We start from the raw sequence: 20,531 nt of genomic DNA on the forward strand, positions 1-20,531 counted from the left end.
TCCACCACCAGCCTTTTGCTCTTTTTCAACAAAAAACGGAATTTTTTTACATCTTTTTCGATCCTTGTTTGGATTATATAAAATGTTTTTAGTCATGACAATGTGTAATTTGTATCATTATAACAAAAAAGACAGTGACTTCCATCACCGCCTAATCGTCCTATATTTCACTGTTATCTAGTGATACGCGTATACCACTCAGGCTCTATTTGATCAAAATAATGATGATCTTTTAGCACATTTTCTAGTCTTTCAATCATCTCATCCATTTGACCCGGATCGAATTTAATGACCCACATAATTGATGAGAAGATACTCATTGCGACATAAACAGAGTAAAGCAGCCAAAAATCATCTGGGATGTTCCCATCAAAATATCCATTAATTTGACCTGCCGAAAAGGCTTCACTTGTTTCTCTGCTGAAAAGAGCTACTTTATAAAAATCGTGAATGGGATCTCCCCAATCAAAATTGTTAAAATCAATGACACCTGCATATTTATTATCGTTTACTATAATGTTCCCTAAATGAAAATCATCGTGCTGAAATTGATTAGGTCTGCCTTTCACAATATCTATGTGCTTGGCTATAAACTGAGCCACTTTTTCATCCCCTTCAAGGGAGATGCCGCTTTCCCGGTAAGCAGTTAAATATCGATGATACTTTTTAATGACACGATCTTCCCAAGGTTCGATGTGTGAAGGTGCCGGATATTTATGCATATTTCGCAAATCCTGACCTGCACTTACCCCGAGAGCATACTGCTTTTCTTCAGTTAACTGACCCATGATTTCTTTTGCTTCCTGGCCTTCTATAAACGATAAAATATAGTACACTTGCTGTTTTGCTTCTAGAACACCGATGTCCACTGGATCAGCACACTGAACACCGTGACGTCTTAATTCATATAGCAGCTCAAACTGCGTCTTTATTTTGTCATACTGGTCTTGTTCTGTGAATCGAAGGACATATTTTTCACCTGATACGGTAGTCATGACCCATTTTTCATCTCGTGAATACCCTTTATCAATCTGGTCTATTCTGACCGCTTCTTTTAATAAAGGAATGTGCTGCATAAGGTCTGTTTTATTCATGGATTCATTCATCCTTCCAGTCTCTTTTCTTCTCACTCTACCAAATATTTCATTTGAATAGAATGATTAACAATTCCTATTTATGTCGAAACTGCTTTACAATGTTTTTCCATTCTAATATAGTTAATTTATGTAAATGATAGAAAATTTGTAAAAGGGAGCGTTGCAGATGAATGAACCTACGGATGTCCTTTCACTTTCAAGTCAAGTAAAAGATTTGGTTCTGCGTTCTTTGGATGATAGCAGCAAGATTTCTATTGGTGCAGATGAAGAATTAACAAATCACGGTCTCGATTCAATTAAAGCAGTTTCACTCATATTGGAATTAGAAGAGGTTTTTGATATTCAATTTGCAGATGAGGAATTACTGACAGAGCACTTTTCGACAATCAATAAAATTGTTCATCAGCTGCAAAACAAGTTAGCTGATTAATCTTTTTGCATGAAAAAAAGGCATCTCTTTAAAAGACATGCCTTTTTTGTTTAAGCAGAAGGTACATCACCCGTCGGACTAATAAGCGAGAGCGCATAATCTTCTGTAAAGATGCGTTTAGATAAGTTATTCACGCCGTCTAATGTGACGCTGTTGATTTCGTCAATAATTTCATCGAGTGTCCGATGTTTGCCAAGGAGCAGTTCGTTTTTACCGTTTCGGCTCATTTTGCTGTTTGTGCTTTCAAGGCTCAGCATAAGGTTGCCTTTCATTTGCTCTTTAGAGTTCTCTAGTTCTTTCTGCGTGATTCCCTCACGCTTTAAGACGTCTAATGTTTGTAAGATGGTCTCAGAGAGCAGGTTTAGCTGCTTCGCCCCAGTTCCGCCATAAATCGTCAGCATTCCATTATCTGCAAATGAACTGTGATAGCTGAAGACGGAATAAGCAAGTCCTTTGTCCTCTCTTACATCTTGGAATAACCGGCTGCTCATGCTTCCGCCAAGAACATTATTTAAGACGATTAAGTCATAGATGCCTTTATCTCCCGCTGGAAGGCCATTAAAGCCCAGGCATAGGTGCGCTTGTTCCGTTTCCTTTTTGCGTGTGAGCTTGTCATAATGAAATGCTGGAGCTTCGACAGGCTGCTTTTTCCCTTTTCCTTCATAAGAGCCGAATAGCTTTTCAACCTCACGAATAAAGGTCTCATCTACGTTCCCTGCAACAGAGATCACAACGCGGTCCGGCGTGTAGAATTCATCCATATATTTTCTAAGTGAGTCTCCGTTAAATGTAGAAAGTGTTTCCTCTGTTCCTAAAATCGGATATCCTAATGAATGTTCACCATAAATGGCTTTGCTTAATAAATCATGAACGATGTCATCAGGTGTATCCTCATACATTTTAATTTCTTCGTACACCACATTTTTTTCTTTTTTCAGCTCTTCTTCATCAAAAGCAGAGTGAAAGAACATGTCGCTTAATACATCGAGGGCGTAGCCAGCATGTGAATCAAGCACCTTTGCATAGTAGCAAGTGTATTCTTTTGATGTAAAGGCATTCACTTGACCACCAATGCGGTCAAAGGATTCTGCGATATCACGTGCAGATCTTGTCTTTGTCCCTTTAAAGAACATATGCTCTAAAAAGTGTGAGATTCCATTAATTTCAGGTGTCTCATGTCTAGAGCCTGTTCCAATCCAGACGCCAATTGCGACAGACCTTACAGTGGGATTGTTTTCGAGTACAATTCTTACTCCGTTTTGGCAAGTATACGTTTTGACCAAGTTTTGCTCCTCCTATTCAACAAACAGATCGCATCACGGATGTCTTTTTTCACTTAGGAGGTCAGAAACCGTCCCTAATTCATATCCTCTTTCTTTGATTTGAGTGATAAGTGCGTCAAGACTTTTCGCCGTTGCATCTGTTGGATGCATTAATATCATCGCCCCATTGTGAATTTTCCCAAGCACCCGCTTTTGTAAAATAGCCGGTGATGGCTTTTGCCAGTCGATGGTGTCTACTGTCCACATAATGGTTTCCATGCCTTCTTGTTTGGCAAGCTTAACTGTTTCTTCTTTAAAGCTGCCGCTTGGAGGCGCAAACCATTTTGGTTTCTTCCCAAGGGATTCTTCAATTTGGCGATTTGTTTTCGTTATCTGCTCTAATGCTCGTTCTCTTGTCAGTGTGCGCATATCTGGGTGATTGTATGAATGATTTCCAATTTCATGACCATCTGCCACGATTTTTTTAGCAAGCTCTGTGCTTTTTTTCACCCATTTGCCTTCTAAGAAAAAGGTCGCCTTGACTTGATGCTTTTCCAGCGTCTTTAACATGTTAATTAAATGCTCGTCACCCCAAGCTACGTTGATGAGGAATGCATTCATTTTTTTATCTGGATGGCCTTTATAAATGGGCTCAGCACCAAGCTCATGTAAATGAATAGATGGTTTTGTTTCATTCAAAACAAGCAGCTTTTCATCGAATGACCCCTGTTTCTTCATTTTTTCATAAGAGGCATCGATATCAACTGTCTGTCCATTTAAGCCAGGTATCTTTTTCCACACTTTATCAATCTTAGCATTTTGCGCCTTTACTTCATAGTCAGAAGACTTCGATTCAATCTCCTGATATAAAATATCTTTTGAAACAGATGCTACCTCGGCATGCTCTTTCATTGATTCAATATATGTAACAGCAGCCGGCTGCTTCATCGTTTGATATGACACGAGCAGTAAAAATACAAACACAATGAATGGTAACGTTTTTTTCAATGGTTGTCCCTCCCCTTTACCACAAATTATGATGGGGAGAAACAAGCTAGAACTATTGTTAGCGCAAGAAAAGAAAGAAGCCTGGCACGGATACCTGGCTTCTAACACATTTTATTTGATCTCATTAAGACTGCTTTTCTTCTTTTTCCTTTTCTTCACGTAAAACAGCTTTCCGAGAAAGGTTCACACGGCCTTGTTTATCGATTTCAGTGACCTTGACAAGTAATTCATCGCCAAGTTTCACAACATCTTCTACTTTGCCCACACGCTCAAGCGCAAGCTCAGAAATATGAACAAGTCCATCTTTTCCACTGAAGATTTCAAGGAAGGCACCGAATTTTTCAATGCGTTTGACTTTACCTAGGTAAAGCTGTCCTACTTCAACTTCTCTCACAAGATCTTCAATGATTTTCTTCGCTTTTTGGTTCATATCTTCTTCTGTAGAAGAAATAAAGATTGTACCATCTTGTTCAATATCGATTTTCACACCGGTATCTTCAATGATTTTATTGATTTGTTTACCGCTTGGTCCAATGACATCGCGAATTTTATCCGGATTGATTGTCATCGTTAAGATTTTTGGTGCATAACGAGACAATTCTCCTCTAGAAGCAGGAATCGTTGACAGCATGCTGTCTAGGATTTCCATTCTTCCTTTTTTCGCTTGTTGAAGAGCTTCTTCTAAGATGTCTTTTGATAGACCATCGATTTTGATGTCCATTTGAAGTGCTGTGACACCTTTTGATGTACCTGCAACTTTAAAGTCCATATCTCCAAGTGCATCTTCCATTCCTTGAATGTCTGTCAGCACTGTGTAGTATTCCCCTGATTTCACAAGTCCCATTGCAATCCCTGCAACTGGTGCTTTAATTGGAACACCCGCATCCATCATCGCAAGTGTGCTTGCGCAAATACTTGCTTGTGAAGTAGACCCGTTTGATTCTAATACCTCTGAAACAAGGCGAACCGTATAAGGGAAATCTTTTTCGGATGGAATTACTGGTTCTAGTGCACGTTCACCTAGTGCGCCATGTCCGATCTCACGGCGGCCTGGACCGCGCATTGGACCTGTCTCACCAACACTGAATTGCGGGAAGTTGTAATGGTGCATGAAGCGTTTTGATTCTTCAACACCTAGACCATCAAGAATTTGCACATCGCCCAGTGCACCTAATGTACAAATACTAAGCGCCTGTGTTTGTCCTCTTGTAAATAAGCCTGAACCGTGCGTTCTTGGCAGGAGTCCTACTTCTGAAGAAAGTGGACGGATTTGATCTACTCCGCGTCCATCTGGACGTACTTTCTCTTCAGTGATCAGACGGCGAACTTCGTTTTTGACAAGCTTATTTAATACATCTTTCGCTTGTTTAATCGTTGCTTCGTCACGTTCTTCTGCTTCAAACTTCTCGACTACAGCTTTTTTCACAGCACTGATTGCATCCTCACGCGCATGCTTCTCATGTACTTGAATCGCTTTCAGCAGGTCTGCTTCAGCAAGGGCTTTTACTTCGTCTGCTAACGTTTGATCTACTTCATATAAAGGAATATCGATTTTTTCTTTACCGACTGCCTTCACAATTTCTTCTTGGAATTCGATTAAGCGTTTGATTTCTTGGTGACCGTACATGATCGCTTCAAGCATTGTTTCTTCCGGTACTTCATCAGCACCAGCTTCTACCATGTTGATCGCATCTTTTGTTCCAGCAACCACAAGATTGATGTCACTTTGTTCAAGCTGCTCCACATTTGGGTTAATGATGAGCTTTCCATCCACTCGTCCTACTGTAACGCCGGCGATTGGTCCCTCAAATGGAATGTCAGACACACATAAAGCTAAAGATGAGCCAAACATTGCAGCCATTTCAGATGAGCAATCTTGATCCACACTCATGACGATACTAATAACTTGTACTTCGTTTCTAAATCCATCTGCAAACAGCGGACGAATTGGTCTGTCAATTAAGCGGCTTGCAAGGATCGCCTTTTCACTTGGACGACCTTCTCTTTTAATGAAGCCGCCAGGAATTTTACCTACTGCGTATAGTCTTTCTTCGTAGTTCACAGTGAGCGGGAAGAAATCAAGTGGTTTTGGTTCTTTAGAAGCTGTTGCTGAGCTAAGCACAGCCGTATCTCCGTAGCGTACGAGGACCGCTCCGTTTGCTTGCTTTGCAAGCTGGCCAGTTTCAACTGTCAGTTGACGTCCAGCCCAGTCTATGGTGAAGACATGTTTCTCTTGTCCCATTCTGAGATAAACTCCTCTCTTATCGTAAAGTTTTAGTTAGTTCTTATTATGAACAAAATGATTTTCACATATCAATGTGAAAGCTGTATGTAGAAGGGTTTTTGCCATTCTTTCAACATTTTAACCATAAAATATTAGTGATTATACGATAAAAAAGCGGGAATCCTCCCGCTTTTTACGATTATCGACGTAAGCCTAGTTTGTTAATTAACTCACGGTAACGAGTTACGTCTTTATTACGTAGATACGTAAGAAGATTACGACGTCTACCTACCATTTTCAAAAGACCGCGACGTGAGTGGTGATCTTTCTTATGAGTACGTAAATGCTCGTTCAAGTTGTTAATTGATTCTGTTAGGACAGCGATCTGAACTTCTGGAGATCCAGTATCAGATTCGTGTGTTTTGAACTCATTAATTAATTGCGTTTTACGCTCTTGAGTAATTGCCATCCTGTTTCACCTCCAAATCATGTTAGCCCCATCTACCTCGCAACCGTCGGTGAAGTCGGCCTGCCAAGTAAGTGGTTTTAAAGCTACAGGAATTATCATACTAAAAATATGCTAAATTTGCAAATGGTAGAGCAGTTTTTCTATATTTTTTTTGTTTGCTTGTGTTGATCTTGAAAAAACTGAATCGCTTCTTCTTTATCTTGACTAATTTGAGCCGTCAGCTCCTGAATTCCGTTAAATTTACGTTCACTGCGAATGCGCTTGAACCATTGTAATTTAATCGGCTGGCCATATATTTCTTCGTTGAAATCAAAGAGGTTTACTTCAATGGCAGGCTGATCAGGTCGCTTTTCATAAAATGTTGGTTTATACCCAACATTACAAACGCCGTCATATACTTTGCCTTTCACTTCTGCTCTTACAGCATATACCCCTGTTGGCGGAATAATGTATTCAGCAGATAAGCCGACATTAGCTGTCGGAAATCCGATCGTCCGTCCGCGTTTGTCTCCATGGATGACAATGCCGCGAAGCTGATAAGGTTTTCCTAAAAGCTCGCTCACATATTCAACATCCCCATTCTTTAATGCAGAACGGATGAGAGTGGAGCTGACTTTTCGATCTTGATTGGACAGCTTAGGGACGATGGTTGCCGTGATACGGCCTTTTCCGTATTCATCGAACGTTTCCATTGTGCCTGCACCAAAACGGCCAAACGTAAAATCAAACCCCGCTACTGCGTGCTTCACATTCAATTCATCCAAATATTGATCCACAAACTCTTGAGGAGATAGAGCTGCAAAGCTCTCGCTGAATTGTACGATGTATAAATAGTCAGCGCCCAGCTGTTCGATGAAATCAATTTTATCCTCAAGCGGTGTAATTAAGTCTTTTGGTTCCCTTGCCTTTTGCAAAACATGTGATGGATGCGGATGAAAGGTCATGACCGCTAAGGCCAATCCTTCTTTTTTCGCAATGCTTCTTGCTTCATCAATGACTTTTTGATGCCCGAGGTGAACACCGTCAAAGTACCCTAAAGCCATGACAGACGGGACTTGATCCTTTTGATTCAATGTATGTGGGTGTGAAATATGTATAGTCTTCACGAGATGTCACCTTTTCTTTAAGATTGCTTGTCCTGAGATAAGATCTTCGCCGGCTTCATCAGGTTCGGTTTGGTCGGGTGCTTCATATATATCGCCAGACAACGACCTGAAGGAGCAAAAACAGCGACACGATCCTCCTCTGCGAAATGAGCAAATTCATCAGGCATTGGCAGGACTGCACCGTTTTCCACTTTACTTGCTAATGTATCATTTATCTCCCATTTCGGCAAATGATTGAGCGCACGCTCGATCGGGACAAGGTGCTCATCTACAGTTCCTTCCTCGCTTATCTCTCGCAGCTCATCCAGCGTGATACATTCATCAAGTGTAAAATCACCAGATCCTGTACGAATGAGATGTGACATGTGGGCTGGAAACCCTAGTTTCTTCCCGATATCAACTGCTAAAGTTCTCACATATGTTCCCTTTGAGCATAGTACGGTGAATCTAAATGACACGCTGCCATCCTCATATGTGACAGGTGTAGTCCGCTCGATACGGTGAATAGTAATTTTACGGGCCGGCCGCTCAATTTCAATGCCTTCTCTAGCATATTCATAGAGCTTTTTCCCGCCAATTTTCACAGCAGAAAACATGGGAGGAATTTGTTCAATAGTTCCTTCAAACTGCTTCAGCGCCGCATCAATGTCTTTTTCTGAGATCGGTTTTTCCACTTTTTTTTCTTCTACGATCTCACCTGTTTGGTCTTCTGTTGTTGTAGAAAAGCCAATCGTGATTTCTGCATCATACGTTTTTGATTTATCTGTTAAGTATTCTACAATCTTCGTTGCTCTTCCGATACAAATAGGCAGAACACCTGAAACCTCTGGGTCGAGGGTGCCTGTATGTCCGACTTTTTTTGTGTGCAATATTTTTCTTACCTTAAACACACAGTCGTGGGAAGTCATACCTCTTTCTTTATGTAATAAAAGAACACCATTTATCATCTGCGTTCTCTCCTTTCATAAACGATGAAAAAGGACAGACGATCATCGCCTATCCTTATTTCAACGTCTTATTCGTGATCTTTTGTGTTTAATTCAGCAATCAGGCTTTCAATTCGGTTTCCGTAATCTACGGATTCGTCGAATTCAAAATGAAGTTCTGGTGTTTTGCGAAGTCTGATTCGATTGCCAATTTCAGAGCGGATGTACCCTTTAGCCTTTGTAAGGCCTTTTAAGGTTTCCTCTCTTTTCTTCTCGTCGCCAAGAACAGAAATGTAGACTTTGGCAATTTGCAAATCACCGGATACTTCGACATCGGTTACAGTCAAAAAGCCGATTCTTGGATCTTTTAGCTTTCTGCCTAGGATGTCGCCCAATTCTTTTTTCATTTGCTCACCCACACGGGTTGCTCTCATACTCATGATCTTATCACCTCTAATTAAAACCACTCAGTTTTCGTGATCGTTCGTTCAATTTCTGGAAAAGAATCGATAAAGCTTAATACACGCTGAAGTTCCTTTTCCACTTGAACCCGAGATGAGGAAATCACGGCGATTCCAATTGATGTACGCTGCCATGTATCCTGGTAATCCATTTCAGCAATGGTTACATTGAATTTATGACGCGTTCTTGTCAATATACGCTGAAGAACCGCACGTTTTTCCTTCAGTGAGGATGCATCATAGATCATACACTCACATTCGGTATAACCGATCATTTTCTTTCGATTTCTTGCATAACGAATGATTCCATAACATCACCTTCACGGATATCATTGTATTTCTTAATGGTAATACCACATTCATAGCCTTGTGAAACTTCTTTCACATCATCTTTAAATCGTTTTAATACGTCAACTTCGCCTTCGAAAATAACAACGCCGTCACGGATTAAGCGGATTCCGCTATCTCTTGTAATCGTTCCTTCAGTTACATAGCCGCCAGCAATTGTACCGATTTTAGATACTTTGAACGTTTGACGAACTTCAACTTGACCGATGACTTTTTCTTCATATTCAGGGTCAAGCATTCCTTTCATCGCAGCTTCAATTTCATCGATGACTTTATAGATAATGCGGTGCAAGCGGATATCAACGTTTTCAGTCTCAGCTGTGCTCTTCGCATTTCCATCAGGACGTACGTTAAAGCCGATCACGATGGCATTAGAAGCACTTGCTAAAATGATATCTGATTCTGTAATCGCTCCAACACCCGTATGGATGATTTTCACTTTTACGCCTTCGACTTCAATTTTTTGTAGAGCTGCCGTTAATGCTTCAGCAGAGCCTTGTACGTCTGCTTTTACGATCAAGTTGATATCTTTTACGTCACCTTGTTTGATTTGCTCAAATAGGTCGTCTAGAGATAATTTTGCTTTGTCTGAACGCTGTTCGTCCAGCTGTTTAGAAGCACGCGCCTCACCAACTTGACGAGCTGTTTTTTCATCTTTGAATACGAGGAACTGATCCCCTGCATTTGGTACATCGTTTAAACCAGTGATTTCAACAGGTGTAGATGGTCCTGCTGTTTTCACGCGGCGGCCGATATCATTGACCATTGCACGTACACGGCCAAATGTATTTCCGACAACGATTGGGTCACCTACTTGAAGTGTACCTGTTTGAACAAGAAGGGTTGCAACAGAACCTCTTCCTTTATCAAGCTCAGCCTCGATAACAGTCCCTTTTGCCGCACGATTTGGGTTGGCTTTCAATTCTGCTACTTCGCTGACAAGAAGGATCATTTCGATCAATTCGTCAATGCCTTCACCTGTTTTTGCAGATAGTGGCACGAAGATCGTTTCCCCGCCCCAAGCTTCTGGTACAAGACCATGCTCAGTTAATTCCTGCATCACGCGGTCAGGGTTTGCTGTTGGTTTGTCAATTTTATTGACAGCGACAATGATTGGCACTTCTGCCGCTTTCGCATGGTTAATCGCTTCAATTGTTTGCGGCATGACACCATCATCTGCTGCAACAACCAGAATTGTCGTATCGGTTACTTCGGCACCACGTGCACGCATCGTTGTAAATGCTGCGTGTCCAGGTGTATCAAGGAACGTAATTTTTTTGCCGTTTTCTTCGATTTGGTATGCACCGATATGCTGCGTGATTCCACCTGCTTCACCTTCGACGACTTTTGTCTTACGAATGCTGTCAAGAAGAGTTGTTTTCCCGTGGTCAACGTGTCCCATGATCGTTACAACTGGAGGGCGTACTTGCATATCTTCTTCTTTATCTTCAACTTCATACTTTTCAAGTTCAGTTTCTTCTAAAATAATGACTTCCTCTACTGGAACACCATATTCAGAAGCGATTAATTCAACTGTATCTTTGTCAAGTTCTTGGTTGATCGTTGCCATAACACCAAGCATCATCAGCTTTTTGATGATTTCAGCTGTTTCTTTTCCAAGCTCATCAGCCAGCTGGCCGACGGTCATTGAATTTGTAAATTCAATTTTTTCAGGAAGCTCTTTTTTAGGCTTCACAGGTCTAGCTTGCTGATGCTGCGGTTTGTTATTTCCACCGCGTTTATTTTTGTTTTTGTTTTGGTTGTTGTTTTTTTTGTTTTTATTAAATTGATTATTCTGCACGTCATTCTTCTTTCTATCATTGTTTTTGTTAGATGATTGTTTTTTTTGTTCTGCGGGTTTCTCGTTAGTTGTCTCTTTTGCTTTGGCTTTTTTATAGATAGCGTCTAGCTTTTTCACAGTGTCGTCTTCAAGCGTCGCCATGTGGTTGTTCACTTCCACGTTCATATCCTTAAGCGCTGCTATAATATCTTTACTTGAAACATCTATGGCTTTTGCGTATTCATATACTCTCACTTTAGCCATTCGTTCACCCCCAAATAAATTAATCGAGCAAGCTTATGAGCTTCTTAGCGAAGCCTTGGTCAGTGACAGCGACAACTACGCGAGCTTCTTTCCCAATAGAACGTCCGAGAACGGAACGGTCTTCAACTTTTCTAACCGGAACATTATAAAATTTGCATTTGTCAGATACCTTTTTTTCTGTGTTAGGTGAGGCATCTGCTGCAAGAAGAACCAGCTTAGCACGCGCATGTCTAATTTCTTTGATCACCAGATCTTCTCCTGACACGACTTTACGAGCTCGATTTGCTAGACCAAGCAAAGGATACCATTCAGATTCATTCATTAGGTTTTTTCACCTTTTCAGCTAGTTCTAGTAATTCTTCAAATATGTGTTCGTCAATCTGTGTCTGAAATTGCTGCTGTAAACTGCGTTTGTTCTTTGCCGCAAGAATGGTTTCTTTATCGAGAGAAAGGTAAGCTCCGCGTCCGTTCATTTTTCCGGTAGCGTCAACAGACACTTCTCCTTCTTTCGAACGAACAACACGGATCAGTTCTTTCTTTGGTTTCATTTCTCCCGTCACGACGCATTTTCTAAGCGGGATTTTTTTTCGGCTTTTCACCTTTTATATCACCTCTTATTCGTCAGATTCCTCAGCTACTGGTTCAGCCTCTAAGAAAAGAGATTCAGAGTCTTCAGTTCTTGGGAAAATACCGAGTTCCCTTGCATCTGTTTCGCTTTTAATGTCGATTTTCCAGCTGGTCAGCTTCGCTGCAAGACGAGCATTTTGACCTCTTTTACCAATCGCTAATGATAGCTGATAATCAGGGACAATGACTGTTGTCGCCTTGTCTTCTTCATTCACAATGACATCAAGTACTTTTGATGGACTCAGCGCATTGGCAACAAATTCAACCGGGTCATTAGACCAATGGACAATATCAATTTTTTCGCCTTTTAGCTCATTGACAATTGCTTGTACACGCTGGCCTTTTGGTCCAACACAGGAGCCAACTGGATCAACATCAGGATCATCTGTACGAACAGATATTTTAGAACGGTCCCCAGCTTCTCTAGCAACCGATTTAAGCTCTACAGTACCATCATAAATTTCTGGTACTTCAATTTCAAATAAACGCTTTAAAAGACCTGGATGTGTTCTAGACACATAAATTTGTGGCCCTTTTGTTGTTTTTTCTACTTTTGTAATGAACACTTTAATGCGGTCATGAGGTTTGTATTCTTCATTTGGCATTTGTTCATTGACAGGAAGAAGGGCTTCGATTTTGCCAAGTGACACGTAAATGAATTTACTGTCAATTCGCTGAACGATTCCCGTCATAATGTCTTCCTCGCGGTCGATAAACTCAGTGTAGATCACACCACGCTCTGCTTCTCTCACTCGCTGCGTCACAACTTGTTTCGCTGTCTGAGCTGCAATGCGCCCGAAGTCTTTTGGTGTGACTTCAATCTCAACGACGTCACCCACCATGTAATTCGGGTTAATATTGGCTGCATCATCTACAGAGATTTCAAGGCGAGAATCGTACACTTCATCTACAACATCTTTTCTTGCGAACACACGAATCGTTCCCGTTTCGCGGTTTAAATCAACACGAACATTTTGTGCTTGATTAAAATTACGCTTATATGCAGAAATGAGTGCAGCTTCTATCGCTTCAATTATAATTTCTTTACTAATACCCTTCTCTTTCTCAAGAACAGTCAGGGCATCTAACAACTCACTACTCATTTTTATGGTTCCCCCTTATATCAATGAAAAGGTTAATTGAACGAAACTGCTAATCTTGCGTTAGCTATTTTTTCGTATGGAATATTGATCTCTTTCTTTCTTGTCTTGATCTTCACTGTCACTGTTGCAATCTCACCATCAAAGCTTGTAAGCTCACCTTCAAATGCTTTTTCACCATCAATTGGTTCATATGTTTTCATGAAAACATTTTTTCCAAGTGCTTTTTCAAAATCAGCTTTTTTCTTTAATGGGCGCTCCGCTCCAGGAGAGGACACTTCAAGAAAGTAGTTTTGGCTAATCGGATCTGCCTCATCAAGCTTTTCGCTCAAGGCTTCGCTCACTTTGGCACACTCTTCGATATCGACACCTTTATCAGAGTCAATAAACACGCGAAGGAACCAGTTTTGACCCTCTTTGACAAATTCAACATCAACGAGTTCAAGCTGTAAGCCATCTAAAATTGGCTGCACCATTTCGCTTACGACATCCACTACTTTTTTGCTCATTCTCTTCCTCCTTGTGCTTTCGATAAACGCTCTTATCAATCATTCTGCATAAAAACCCTGCTTTATGTGAGCAGGGGGAGCAGAAAACGGATGAATAATGTCGAGACAAAAATTGCCTGTTCAATACAAAAGAGCGGGTTTCCCCACTCTTGTCTCGGTAATCGTTAGCATTTCCATAAAAACTATACCATATCCAATTTTTTTATGCAAATGAAGTTCCTTATTCAGCAGGCATTCATCATCGGTTTTTTTCATTCATTCTTTTCGCATGTTCACTGATAAGTGCTGCCTCCCTGCTCCCTTTTATGATGCGGAATCCATCATAATCCGGATAGAGCGAGTCATCGTCCTGAATGCTTGTTAAAATCCAAAATTGACTGCCAGCCCCTCCAAGCCGCTCTACCGCTGACAGCCAGCTTTGATATACGTCGGGACGAGCTGATTGATTCTGATAGCCAAACTCTTCTAGCACAACTGGTTTTCCGATTGAATTTCCGCGGGTGATATGGTCTTCAATCCATTTCACTCCCCAGACAGCAGACTTGTTCCAGTGATCTGGGTACAAATGATAGGTTCCATAATCGATATGAGGAAGAGATGTTAGACGGTCCCAATCGACGCCTTCCCCTCCTCCGTAAAACCAATCTTCATGTCCTGGTATACGAAAGAATCCTTCATCTCCTACTGCAACAAGATGGTGACGATCAAGCGATTTGATCCATGTACTCATTTCATCTGCCCATTTGACTAGTACATTTCCCGTTGGATCTGACTGCATCCGCGGCTCGTTGGCTAATTCCCACGTCATAATAGCTGGATCGTCTTTATATTGAACACCTGTATACGTATTGGTTCTTTCTAATACATAGCGGACATAATTTTTGTAAGCTTTTTGAATACGAGGATCTGTATAAAAGGCATCATGCGATCCTGCCCCGAACCACTTCACATATTGATTCATACCGCCGAAGTCATCCCAATTGTTCACTAGTGGGATGACAAGCTTTATTCCTTCCTGGCCTGCTTTATAAATCGCATAATCTAGTTTTTGAAAACCCGATTCTTCATAGACGCCTGGACTAGATTGTAAGACTGAGTTTTCTTGAGGGGCCCCGTCGTGAAAGCCCCAAATCCGTATGACCTTTAAATTCATTGCTTTCATATCATCGAACACTGCATCTACCATCTTTTTAGATTTGTAATGGAAATAGTAATTATTTGTGCCGGCGAAGTAAAATGGTTGATTGTTCAGCGTAAATTGTGTACCAGACGTCTGCACATAAGCGGCGGCTTTAATCGTAAGAGAAAACCAGCCGGACCATATAGCGGCCACAAGTATGAAACAAGACACTCTTTGAGCCCACTTTTTCATTTACATTCTCCTCACAATCTATCTCTATCCTTCTTGAGGCAAGATCACATCTAGTTGAAATGGTGTTTGTTCATTTGAATCAAGTTCAATCGTCTGCTGTTTCAACATTTTACTTTCTTTACCGATTCGAATCTCATATGTTCCATGAAATGCTGGACATCTCACATGGCCATTAGCATCTGTTTTTTCAACTCTTTGGGTCGTCCACTCATTTAGAAGCTTTTCATAACGTCTTCCTGCTTCATTTAAAGACCAATCATAATTCACGATGGCTGCATTTTCCCCTCTCCAATGGGCACCTGCCCAAAATCCCCACATCAGCACTCCTTTTACGGCTGGATGACTAAATGCGACGCGATATAAAGCTTCCAGGTTATCCGCTCTTCGATTAGGGTCAGGGTGAACCGAATCGTACTCTGTGACCCATATTGGAAGACCTAGCTCAGCAAGCACATCGAGTCTCTCTTTGACAATGACTGGATCGACCCGTTCTTCAAAATGGCCTTGAACTCCAATCGCCTCAATAGGTGCGCCTAACTGACGCAGTTCATTGATATGCGCTTTATAGGCATGGTGTTCACCATATGAGATCACATTATAATCATTTACAAACAATAGTGCTTGAGGGTCAATTTTTTTCGTTTCTTCATACATCCACTTCCAAATATTTTTCCCAAAGCGATCTTTAAAAAATGAACCATGCATCATTTCATTGTTTACATCCCAATGACGGAACCTTCCCTTAAAGTGATTACCCGCATGCTCAAGCCGGTTTTTCATGGCTTCATATACTTCGTGATTCGGGAGTGACCTTAGCCAGCTTGGATTCGCATCCTCTACCTCCCAAAACAAAGCGTGCCCTCTCACTGGAAGCTGATGTCGATCTGCAAAATTCAGCATCGCATCTGCTTTTTCGTAGGTGATTCTCCCTCTTTGAGGCTCATTCGCATACCATTTTGCCTCATTTTCAAAAACAGCCCAATTAAAATGTTTCACGAAAAAATCAGCATATTGTTGATTAAATAACACTTGATCATTCATCGCTGAACCAAAGGCGAATTCATGTCTGATTTGCTTTATTTCAACCTCTATACCTGCTATTGGCTTTTTTTCATCGTTTGTCACATTGATCACAAGATCTCTTTGCCTATGCTCTGAGATTCGATCATCCGCCTCTTTTTTCCACATCAGATTGTCCTGTCCATTTTCGCCCCTATTGAATGAATGATGAAGAAAACTTCTTTCTTTGACCATATAAACTCACCCTTATCTTCATTGGATTCTTGATATTTTCTATTCAAACTGCCGGCTAGAAGCCGACAGCTTGAATTTGACCTTTGATCTCTTAGTTGATCAGACGATGATATTCAGCATAGGCAGTGGCCATATCCACTTGAGACCAGAAGCGGTGATAAGTGAAAACTGGTGCGCCATTCTCCCATTTGCCCGTAGCTTCATTAAATGAAGACTGATATTTACTTTCGAGTGAAGACCACGCTGGATCTTGTTTAATCTTCGGACGAAGGTCAGCAAAACTCGTATAGACCCCATTCCCTCCTCGCTGCGGGTCAGAAGGAACGGTGCTGGCTCCAGGAATCTGATTTCCTTGACCAAATGTCCCGTTCCATCCATTTGGGAAATACACTTCTTTTCTAAAGAAACGGTCATAGTCTTCTCTATCTTCCTCGGTCACTATGCCGACGCCATCATTGTAATTCCATGCAACCTCTAGGAGCTGCGCGGCTGCATCTTTCGCTCTTGCACCAAGCGCTGTATAATCACCTGTTTCCAGCTTGGTGGCTGCAGCAAAGAAAATCAAAGCTTTGGCAAGACTCCCTAATACGCCTGTATCCTGAGTTGGATCTTTTGTGACAGCTGTTAAATTTGGATTTCCTGTTGCAGACTGGAACCCATTCCAAGTATCAGGCTGTCCGCTCCAAGCAATATTTCCAGGAAGCCAAAACTCTCCAGGCGCACTTGTTGTAGCAACCGAAACATTTGTTCCTCCTAGAATTCTCTGTCCTTGCTCATCTAAGAAATAACCCTCTTCATCCGACACAGGACGGCTGCCGATAAAAATATAATCTAATGCATAGTTGACCCATTTTGTTATGGCAGATTTGGCCATTTGGACATTTTCAGATGTTTTGTCGCCATCTTTGACAAAAATATAATAAAGCTCTGCTACGCGCTCCATTGGCCACGCCTGCATTCCAAACCAGTTATTTGATGGTGGATCAAGGTAAACAGGCGCATCTTCATATGCCATATCGTAAAAAGTACTTCTTCCCGCCGGATAAGCGCTATAGTCTCCATTCCAGCTATTGGTTGCGCCTCCTGCTATGGCTCCTTCTTTCGATTGAAGCCATACGTAAAATTCAAGCTGTCTCTTTAAAGTTTTTTCCCAATCGCTTGCCCCGGTAGCAGAAGATGGCTTTAAGCCTCCTTTATCTGAGGATAAAGCATAAGCAGCGACAGGATTTTGATATCCCTGATGACAATGGCTCGCTCCAATACGCCATGACCAGTTTGCATACTCCCCAAGTCCTCCGCCCCAAGAGGTATACCAAGCCATTAAGTAATGACAGGCACCCTTTCCGTTTCCAGGATACGGATTCCCCTGCTTCCCGCTTCCAATCGTTTGAAAATATTTATCGTACATGCCGTAACGAAGGAAATCCCCCATTTTTTTCGCTTTATCAAGATAAGCTGACTGATTATAGCCGAGCTCCTTCGCCCAATACATCGCTTGTATCGCACGTGCATCAGCATCTGTTGCATTCGTATAACGCCACTGAGCAGCTGGAGCTTGATTTTCTTTTGTGAACAAGCTCATAAAGCCTTCATTCGGCTTACCAAAAGATTTATCGTCTTGTGATGGATGAGGGATGGACTCCCATACAGATTCCTGTGGACCACGCTGGAATGTGTTCACATATGCGGCTGTATGTGATGGGTTGAGCAAGTTCCCATAGCCATACCAGTTATCTACGTCAAGGAGCCAGTGCATTAAATACGTTTCATTTGATCCATAGGTTGATTTTAATTCACCATCAATTGGATCTTGACCAGCAGGACGGGCACCGGTTAATTGGCTTGGGTATTGATCCGGAAATGGTTTCTCTGCTGCGTATGTGGCTGGACTGGACGGATTATAAGCATTCATATGCGGCTGCTCATCATGCCCATCTTCATTGACTGGGATGATGTACTTCTCCATATTGTCCCAAGCTGCCTCTAATTTGCTCCAATCCCCTGTGTAATGTCCGTACAGTACCTCAAGCCATAGCCAATAGCTATACGCTTCTGAAGTTGTCATATGCCCGTAATCAGGCGCTTCACAAATGAGCGTCTCGATTGAATGATACGGAATTCCTTCTGGTGAAAAATATCCATTCGCATCGCTTTTGATTTGATGATAAAGCGTTAAAAACCGTTCTTTATTTGACAAGTCCTTCACCCTTTCAATAAAATCGTTGATTTTTATTTGTCTGGAAGTGTGCCAAATACTAAAGCACCATCGTCAAAGACAGGAATCTTCGTTGTTTTTTGCATAGTGGATGTTAATCCTTGATAGGAATAATCATTTGAGGCATCCCATATATTCGATCCATTTGGAGCAGATAATCGAAATTGTATTTCCTTCTTATGCTCAGATTCTCCTCTAGGAGAAATAGCTACGCCGGTAAAATCGATTTCTGCAAAATAGACGCGGGCTGATGCTTCATATACCTTTAAAGGCGATAAGGAAGCGCCTTCATTGTAGGCTGCTGTCACCTGAATATCCTTTTCAGTCAATCCCTTTGCAAAGACCTCGCTCAGATTAACGTAATATCTGAAGGAGAGTGTTTGACTGGTTCTTGCCGGCCAGCCGGACCTGTTGTACAGCACTGCTTTCACTTGAGTAGATGTTGTATCGTTATGCATCACAGCTGCCTCTACAAAAAACTCATCCTCCACCTGTTCTTTAGGCGGGAAATTTGGCAGCTTTGATTGGCCTTGACCAAAGAGCTGCACCATTTTGGCGATATTTCCAGTAAAGGCGGCATTATAATCAGTCGCCACTTCGTTAGATATATAATCAGAGATGTCATCGTCATATTGATCCTGTGCATTAGGACCTCCAACAAGCGCTCCATAAAGTGTGTGCCGGTGATTTGGAGGGTTTGTCAGCTGGTTAGACCATGAGCCATGTGCAGTACGATGGTGCGGGTGCTTCGGCGGATTCTGGCCAAACCCAACGACGTAGCTTCTATTCAGCGGATTATCACCTAACATATAGTGAGTTTGCTTGATCGCAAACGATTGGTATCGATTCTTCTTTTCTTGATCAGATACCCAATCAGCATAAACAAAGGCTAAAAATGCTGCATTGGCGGCATAACGAAGTGACCCCCATTGATCTAGCCATGCCAAACCACCAGGCGTATAGGTGATTCTTTCTACTTTTCCATTTTGAACGAGACCTGTGGTCCAGTAATCAAGATTGCGCTCAGTGGATTCTATAAATCTGTTCTCTTTCGTGATTCTTGCAAGTAAGATTTGTGAAGCAAAAAAAGTATTGTCCCATGACATGGTAAACGTATAATCCCAATCCTCCGGCCATTCCTCTACCGCTTTTAATGCTTGGTTTAAATAAGTTTCTTCATTTGTCGCCAAGTACAGCCAGATTCCGCCCCAAATCAGTTCGTCAACATAGCCGCTCCAGGAGTTGTAAAATGGCTGCGCATTGGTGACACAATCTGAATATTTGCCGCGATACTTGTCAGCAAATGCATATAGCTGTTTGGCGTGCGTCAAAAGCTTTGCCGCATAAGACGCATCTGTTTCTTTAAAAATGATAGAACCTGCTGCTAAAGCCGCCGCAGTTTGTGCAGCTACTTCTGTTCCAGGACAATGTTCATCAATTTTAAAAGCTGGCCGGTTCATCGGCATCACTTCTGCTGGTCCCCACCAAGCATGATCAGCATTTCCATCACCTACTTGCGCCCAAAATTCATTCGGGCCCGTATGTGCTTTCAAGAAATAATCCGTTGCCCACTTGATTTGATCTAGTATCTCATCAAGCAGCTCCGCCTCTTCATAAGCTTCCCGGTATTCATATACTGTCCATGCAAGCACGGCTGCTGAATAAGCCATCGGAAGTCCAAATTTCACATGATCTCCTGCATCATACCAGCCGCCAGTTAAATCATGCCCAACATCCTTCCCGTCCTCTAGCCCAGAATCTCCCCGCCAGTTAAGACGATTGTTTTCCGGAAGCCGGCCTGACCGCTGCGCTTCATAAAAAAGCATGGATTTTTGTAAAACCTCTACATAGTTGTAAGATGCCATTTCTCTATTGCTCACCCCTTCTTTTTAGTGAAACATTGATCAATAGACGCACCGCCTCCTTTTGATACTTCGTTTCGTGATCTGTACAGTTTTGAAAAGAATCAAATATGTTTCAAAAATAAGCATAGTAAACAGCAATCAGCTTTACGCTCATCGAAGTTTTCTCTTGATTCTCCTTCTGACTGTACCCAGAATGATCATATGTCGCTTAAGA

General features: G+C 41.7%; 19 protein-coding genes. 1 reads left to right on the plus strand and 18 read right to left on the minus strand.

The features are described from left to right. Positions 1 to 173: 173 nt before the first annotated feature. A complete protein-coding gene (locus tag AC3WTB_RS01240) occupies positions 174 to 1,094 on the minus strand; it encodes an aminoglycoside phosphotransferase family protein (RefSeq protein ID WP_492333224.1) in 921 nt (306 codons plus the stop codon). 169 nt (positions 1,095 to 1,263) lie between these two features. Here AC3WTB_RS01240 and AC3WTB_RS01245 point away from each other — a divergent pair, with 169 nt between their 5' ends. Beyond that, a complete protein-coding gene (locus AC3WTB_RS01245; protein ID WP_064498454.1) occupies positions 1,264 to 1,527 on the plus strand; it encodes an acyl carrier protein in 264 nt (87 codons plus the stop codon). Positions 1,528 to 1,577: 50 nt separating this feature from the next. On the opposite strand, the gene AC3WTB_RS01250 is transcribed toward AC3WTB_RS01245, so the two are convergent. From AC3WTB_RS01250 to AC3WTB_RS01330, 17 genes are all read right to left on the minus strand, one after another. Next, positions 1,578 to 2,810, minus strand: a complete 1,233-nt coding sequence (locus AC3WTB_RS01250; protein ID WP_041084832.1) for a M16 family metallopeptidase — start codon at positions 2,808 to 2,810, stop codon at positions 1,578 to 1,580. Between the two features lie 33 nt (positions 2,811 to 2,843). Continuing rightward, positions 2,844 to 3,797 (minus strand): polysaccharide deacetylase family protein, encoded by a 954-nt coding sequence (locus AC3WTB_RS01255; RefSeq protein ID WP_039178663.1) that lies wholly within the window; start codon positions 3,795 to 3,797, stop codon positions 2,844 to 2,846. 124 nt (positions 3,798 to 3,921) lie between these two features. Continuing rightward, positions 3,922 to 6,039 (minus strand): polyribonucleotide nucleotidyltransferase, encoded by a 2,118-nt coding sequence (gene pnp, locus AC3WTB_RS01260; RefSeq protein WP_024424134.1) that lies wholly within the window; start codon positions 6,037 to 6,039, stop codon positions 3,922 to 3,924. Positions 6,040 to 6,220: 181 nt separating this feature from the next. Further along, positions 6,221 to 6,490, minus strand: a complete 270-nt coding sequence (gene rpsO / locus AC3WTB_RS01265; RefSeq protein WP_008354438.1) for a 30S ribosomal protein S15 — start codon at positions 6,488 to 6,490, stop codon at positions 6,221 to 6,223. Positions 6,491 to 6,630: 140 nt separating this feature from the next. Then, positions 6,631 to 7,596: a bifunctional riboflavin kinase/FAD synthetase gene (gene ribF / locus AC3WTB_RS01270; RefSeq protein ID WP_492333225.1), complete on the minus strand. Its 966-nt coding sequence runs from the start codon at positions 7,594 to 7,596 to the stop codon at positions 6,631 to 6,633. 17 nt (positions 7,597 to 7,613) lie between these two features. After that, complete coding sequence (gene truB, locus AC3WTB_RS01275; protein ID WP_268474366.1) at positions 7,614 to 8,543, minus strand: tRNA pseudouridine(55) synthase TruB; 930 nt, start codon at positions 8,541 to 8,543, stop codon at positions 7,614 to 7,616. A gap of 68 nt (positions 8,544 to 8,611) precedes the next feature. Further along, on the minus strand, positions 8,612 to 8,962 hold the full coding sequence (rbfA, locus tag AC3WTB_RS01280; RefSeq protein ID WP_492333226.1) for a 30S ribosome-binding factor RbfA: 351 nt from the start codon (positions 8,960 to 8,962) through the stop codon (positions 8,612 to 8,614). A gap of 17 nt (positions 8,963 to 8,979) precedes the next feature. Next, positions 8,980 to 9,258: a DUF503 domain-containing protein gene (locus AC3WTB_RS01285; RefSeq protein ID WP_024424137.1), complete on the minus strand. Its 279-nt coding sequence runs from the start codon at positions 9,256 to 9,258 to the stop codon at positions 8,980 to 8,982. Further along, positions 9,255 to 11,375 (minus strand): translation initiation factor IF-2, encoded by a 2,121-nt coding sequence (gene infB / locus AC3WTB_RS01290; protein WP_039178650.1) that lies wholly within the window; start codon positions 11,373 to 11,375, stop codon positions 9,255 to 9,257. Before infB ends, AC3WTB_RS01285 begins: the two co-directional genes overlap by 4 nt. Positions 11,376 to 11,394: 19 nt before the next feature. Further along, positions 11,395 to 11,697, minus strand: a complete 303-nt coding sequence (locus tag AC3WTB_RS01295) for a YlxQ family RNA-binding protein (RefSeq protein ID WP_039178647.1) — start codon at positions 11,695 to 11,697, stop codon at positions 11,395 to 11,397. Further along, positions 11,690 to 11,974 carry an RNase P modulator RnpM gene (gene rnpM / locus AC3WTB_RS01300; RefSeq protein ID WP_024424139.1) on the minus strand — a complete coding sequence of 95 codons (285 nt, stop codon included), beginning with the start codon at positions 11,972 to 11,974 and terminating at the stop codon, positions 11,690 to 11,692. Before rnpM ends, AC3WTB_RS01295 begins: the two co-directional genes overlap by 8 nt. Positions 11,975 to 11,989: 15 nt before the next feature. After that, positions 11,990 to 13,105, minus strand: coding sequence for a transcription termination factor NusA (nusA, locus tag AC3WTB_RS01305; RefSeq protein WP_024424140.1), 1,116 nt, complete (start codon positions 13,103 to 13,105; stop codon positions 11,990 to 11,992). A gap of 32 nt (positions 13,106 to 13,137) precedes the next feature. After that, the gene (rimP, locus tag AC3WTB_RS01310) at positions 13,138 to 13,611 is read right to left on the minus strand and encodes a ribosome maturation factor RimP (protein WP_003211398.1); all 474 of its coding nucleotides are present in this window, start codon (positions 13,609 to 13,611) and stop codon (positions 13,138 to 13,140) included. 238 nt (positions 13,612 to 13,849) lie between these two features. Next, positions 13,850 to 14,983 carry a glycoside hydrolase 5 family protein gene (locus tag AC3WTB_RS01315; RefSeq protein ID WP_492333227.1) on the minus strand — a complete coding sequence of 378 codons (1,134 nt, stop codon included), beginning with the start codon at positions 14,981 to 14,983 and terminating at the stop codon, positions 13,850 to 13,852. 24 nt (positions 14,984 to 15,007) lie between these two features. Beyond that, on the minus strand, positions 15,008 to 16,237 hold the full coding sequence (locus AC3WTB_RS01320; RefSeq protein ID WP_492333228.1) for an endo-1,4-beta-xylanase: 1,230 nt from the start codon (positions 16,235 to 16,237) through the stop codon (positions 15,008 to 15,010). A 91-nt stretch (positions 16,238 to 16,328) separates the two neighbouring features. Further along, positions 16,329 to 18,434 (minus strand): glycoside hydrolase family 48 protein, encoded by a 2,106-nt coding sequence (locus tag AC3WTB_RS01325; RefSeq protein ID WP_047202176.1) that lies wholly within the window; start codon positions 18,432 to 18,434, stop codon positions 16,329 to 16,331. Between the two features lie 32 nt (positions 18,435 to 18,466). Beyond that, complete coding sequence (locus AC3WTB_RS01330; protein WP_427369365.1) at positions 18,467 to 20,317, minus strand: glycoside hydrolase family 9 protein; 1,851 nt, start codon at positions 20,315 to 20,317, stop codon at positions 18,467 to 18,469. Between the last annotated feature and the right edge of the window lie 214 nt (positions 20,318 to 20,531).

Source organism: Bacillus sp. EB106-04-04-XG123 (genome assembly GCF_058791855.1).

Bases quoted from the DNA above. Each gene is read 5' to 3' on its own strand.
- truB (WP_268474366.1), bottom strand. From the start codon at position 8,543: ATGATAAATGGTGTTCTTTTATTACATAAAGAAAGAGGTATGACTTCC.
- AC3WTB_RS01295 (WP_039178647.1), bottom strand. From the start codon at position 11,697: ATGAATGAATCTGAATGGTATCCTTTGCTTGGTCTAGCAAATCGAGCT.
- AC3WTB_RS01320 (WP_492333228.1), bottom strand. From the start codon at position 16,237: ATGGTCAAAGAAAGAAGTTTTCTTCATCATTCATTCAATAGGGGCGAA.
- rpsO (WP_008354438.1), bottom strand. From the start codon at position 6,490: ATGGCAATTACTCAAGAGCGTAAAACGCAATTAATTAATGAGTTCAAA.
- AC3WTB_RS01245 (WP_064498454.1), top strand. From the start codon at position 1,264: ATGAATGAACCTACGGATGTCCTTTCACTTTCAAGTCAAGTAAAAGAT.
- rbfA (WP_492333226.1), bottom strand. From the start codon at position 8,962: ATGAGTATGAGAGCAACCCGTGTGGGTGAGCAAATGAAAAAAGAATTG.
- rimP (WP_003211398.1), bottom strand. From the start codon at position 13,611: ATGAGCAAAAAAGTAGTGGATGTCGTAAGCGAAATGGTGCAGCCAATT.
- nusA (WP_024424140.1), bottom strand. From the start codon at position 13,105: ATGAGTAGTGAGTTGTTAGATGCCCTGACTGTTCTTGAGAAAGAGAAG.
- AC3WTB_RS01330 (WP_427369365.1), bottom strand. From the start codon at position 20,317: ATGGCATCTTACAACTATGTAGAGGTTTTACAAAAATCCATGCTTTTT.
- AC3WTB_RS01240 (WP_492333224.1), bottom strand. From the start codon at position 1,094: ATGAATAAAACAGACCTTATGCAGCACATTCCTTTATTAAAAGAAGCG.
- pnp (WP_024424134.1), bottom strand. From the start codon at position 6,039: ATGGGACAAGAGAAACATGTCTTCACCATAGACTGGGCTGGACGTCAA.
- infB (WP_039178650.1), bottom strand. From the start codon at position 11,375: ATGGCTAAAGTGAGAGTATATGAATACGCAAAAGCCATAGATGTTTCA.
- AC3WTB_RS01285 (WP_024424137.1), bottom strand. From the start codon at position 9,258: ATGATCGGTTATACCGAATGTGAGTGTATGATCTATGATGCATCCTCA.
- AC3WTB_RS01315 (WP_492333227.1), bottom strand. From the start codon at position 14,983: ATGAAAAAGTGGGCTCAAAGAGTGTCTTGTTTCATACTTGTGGCCGCT.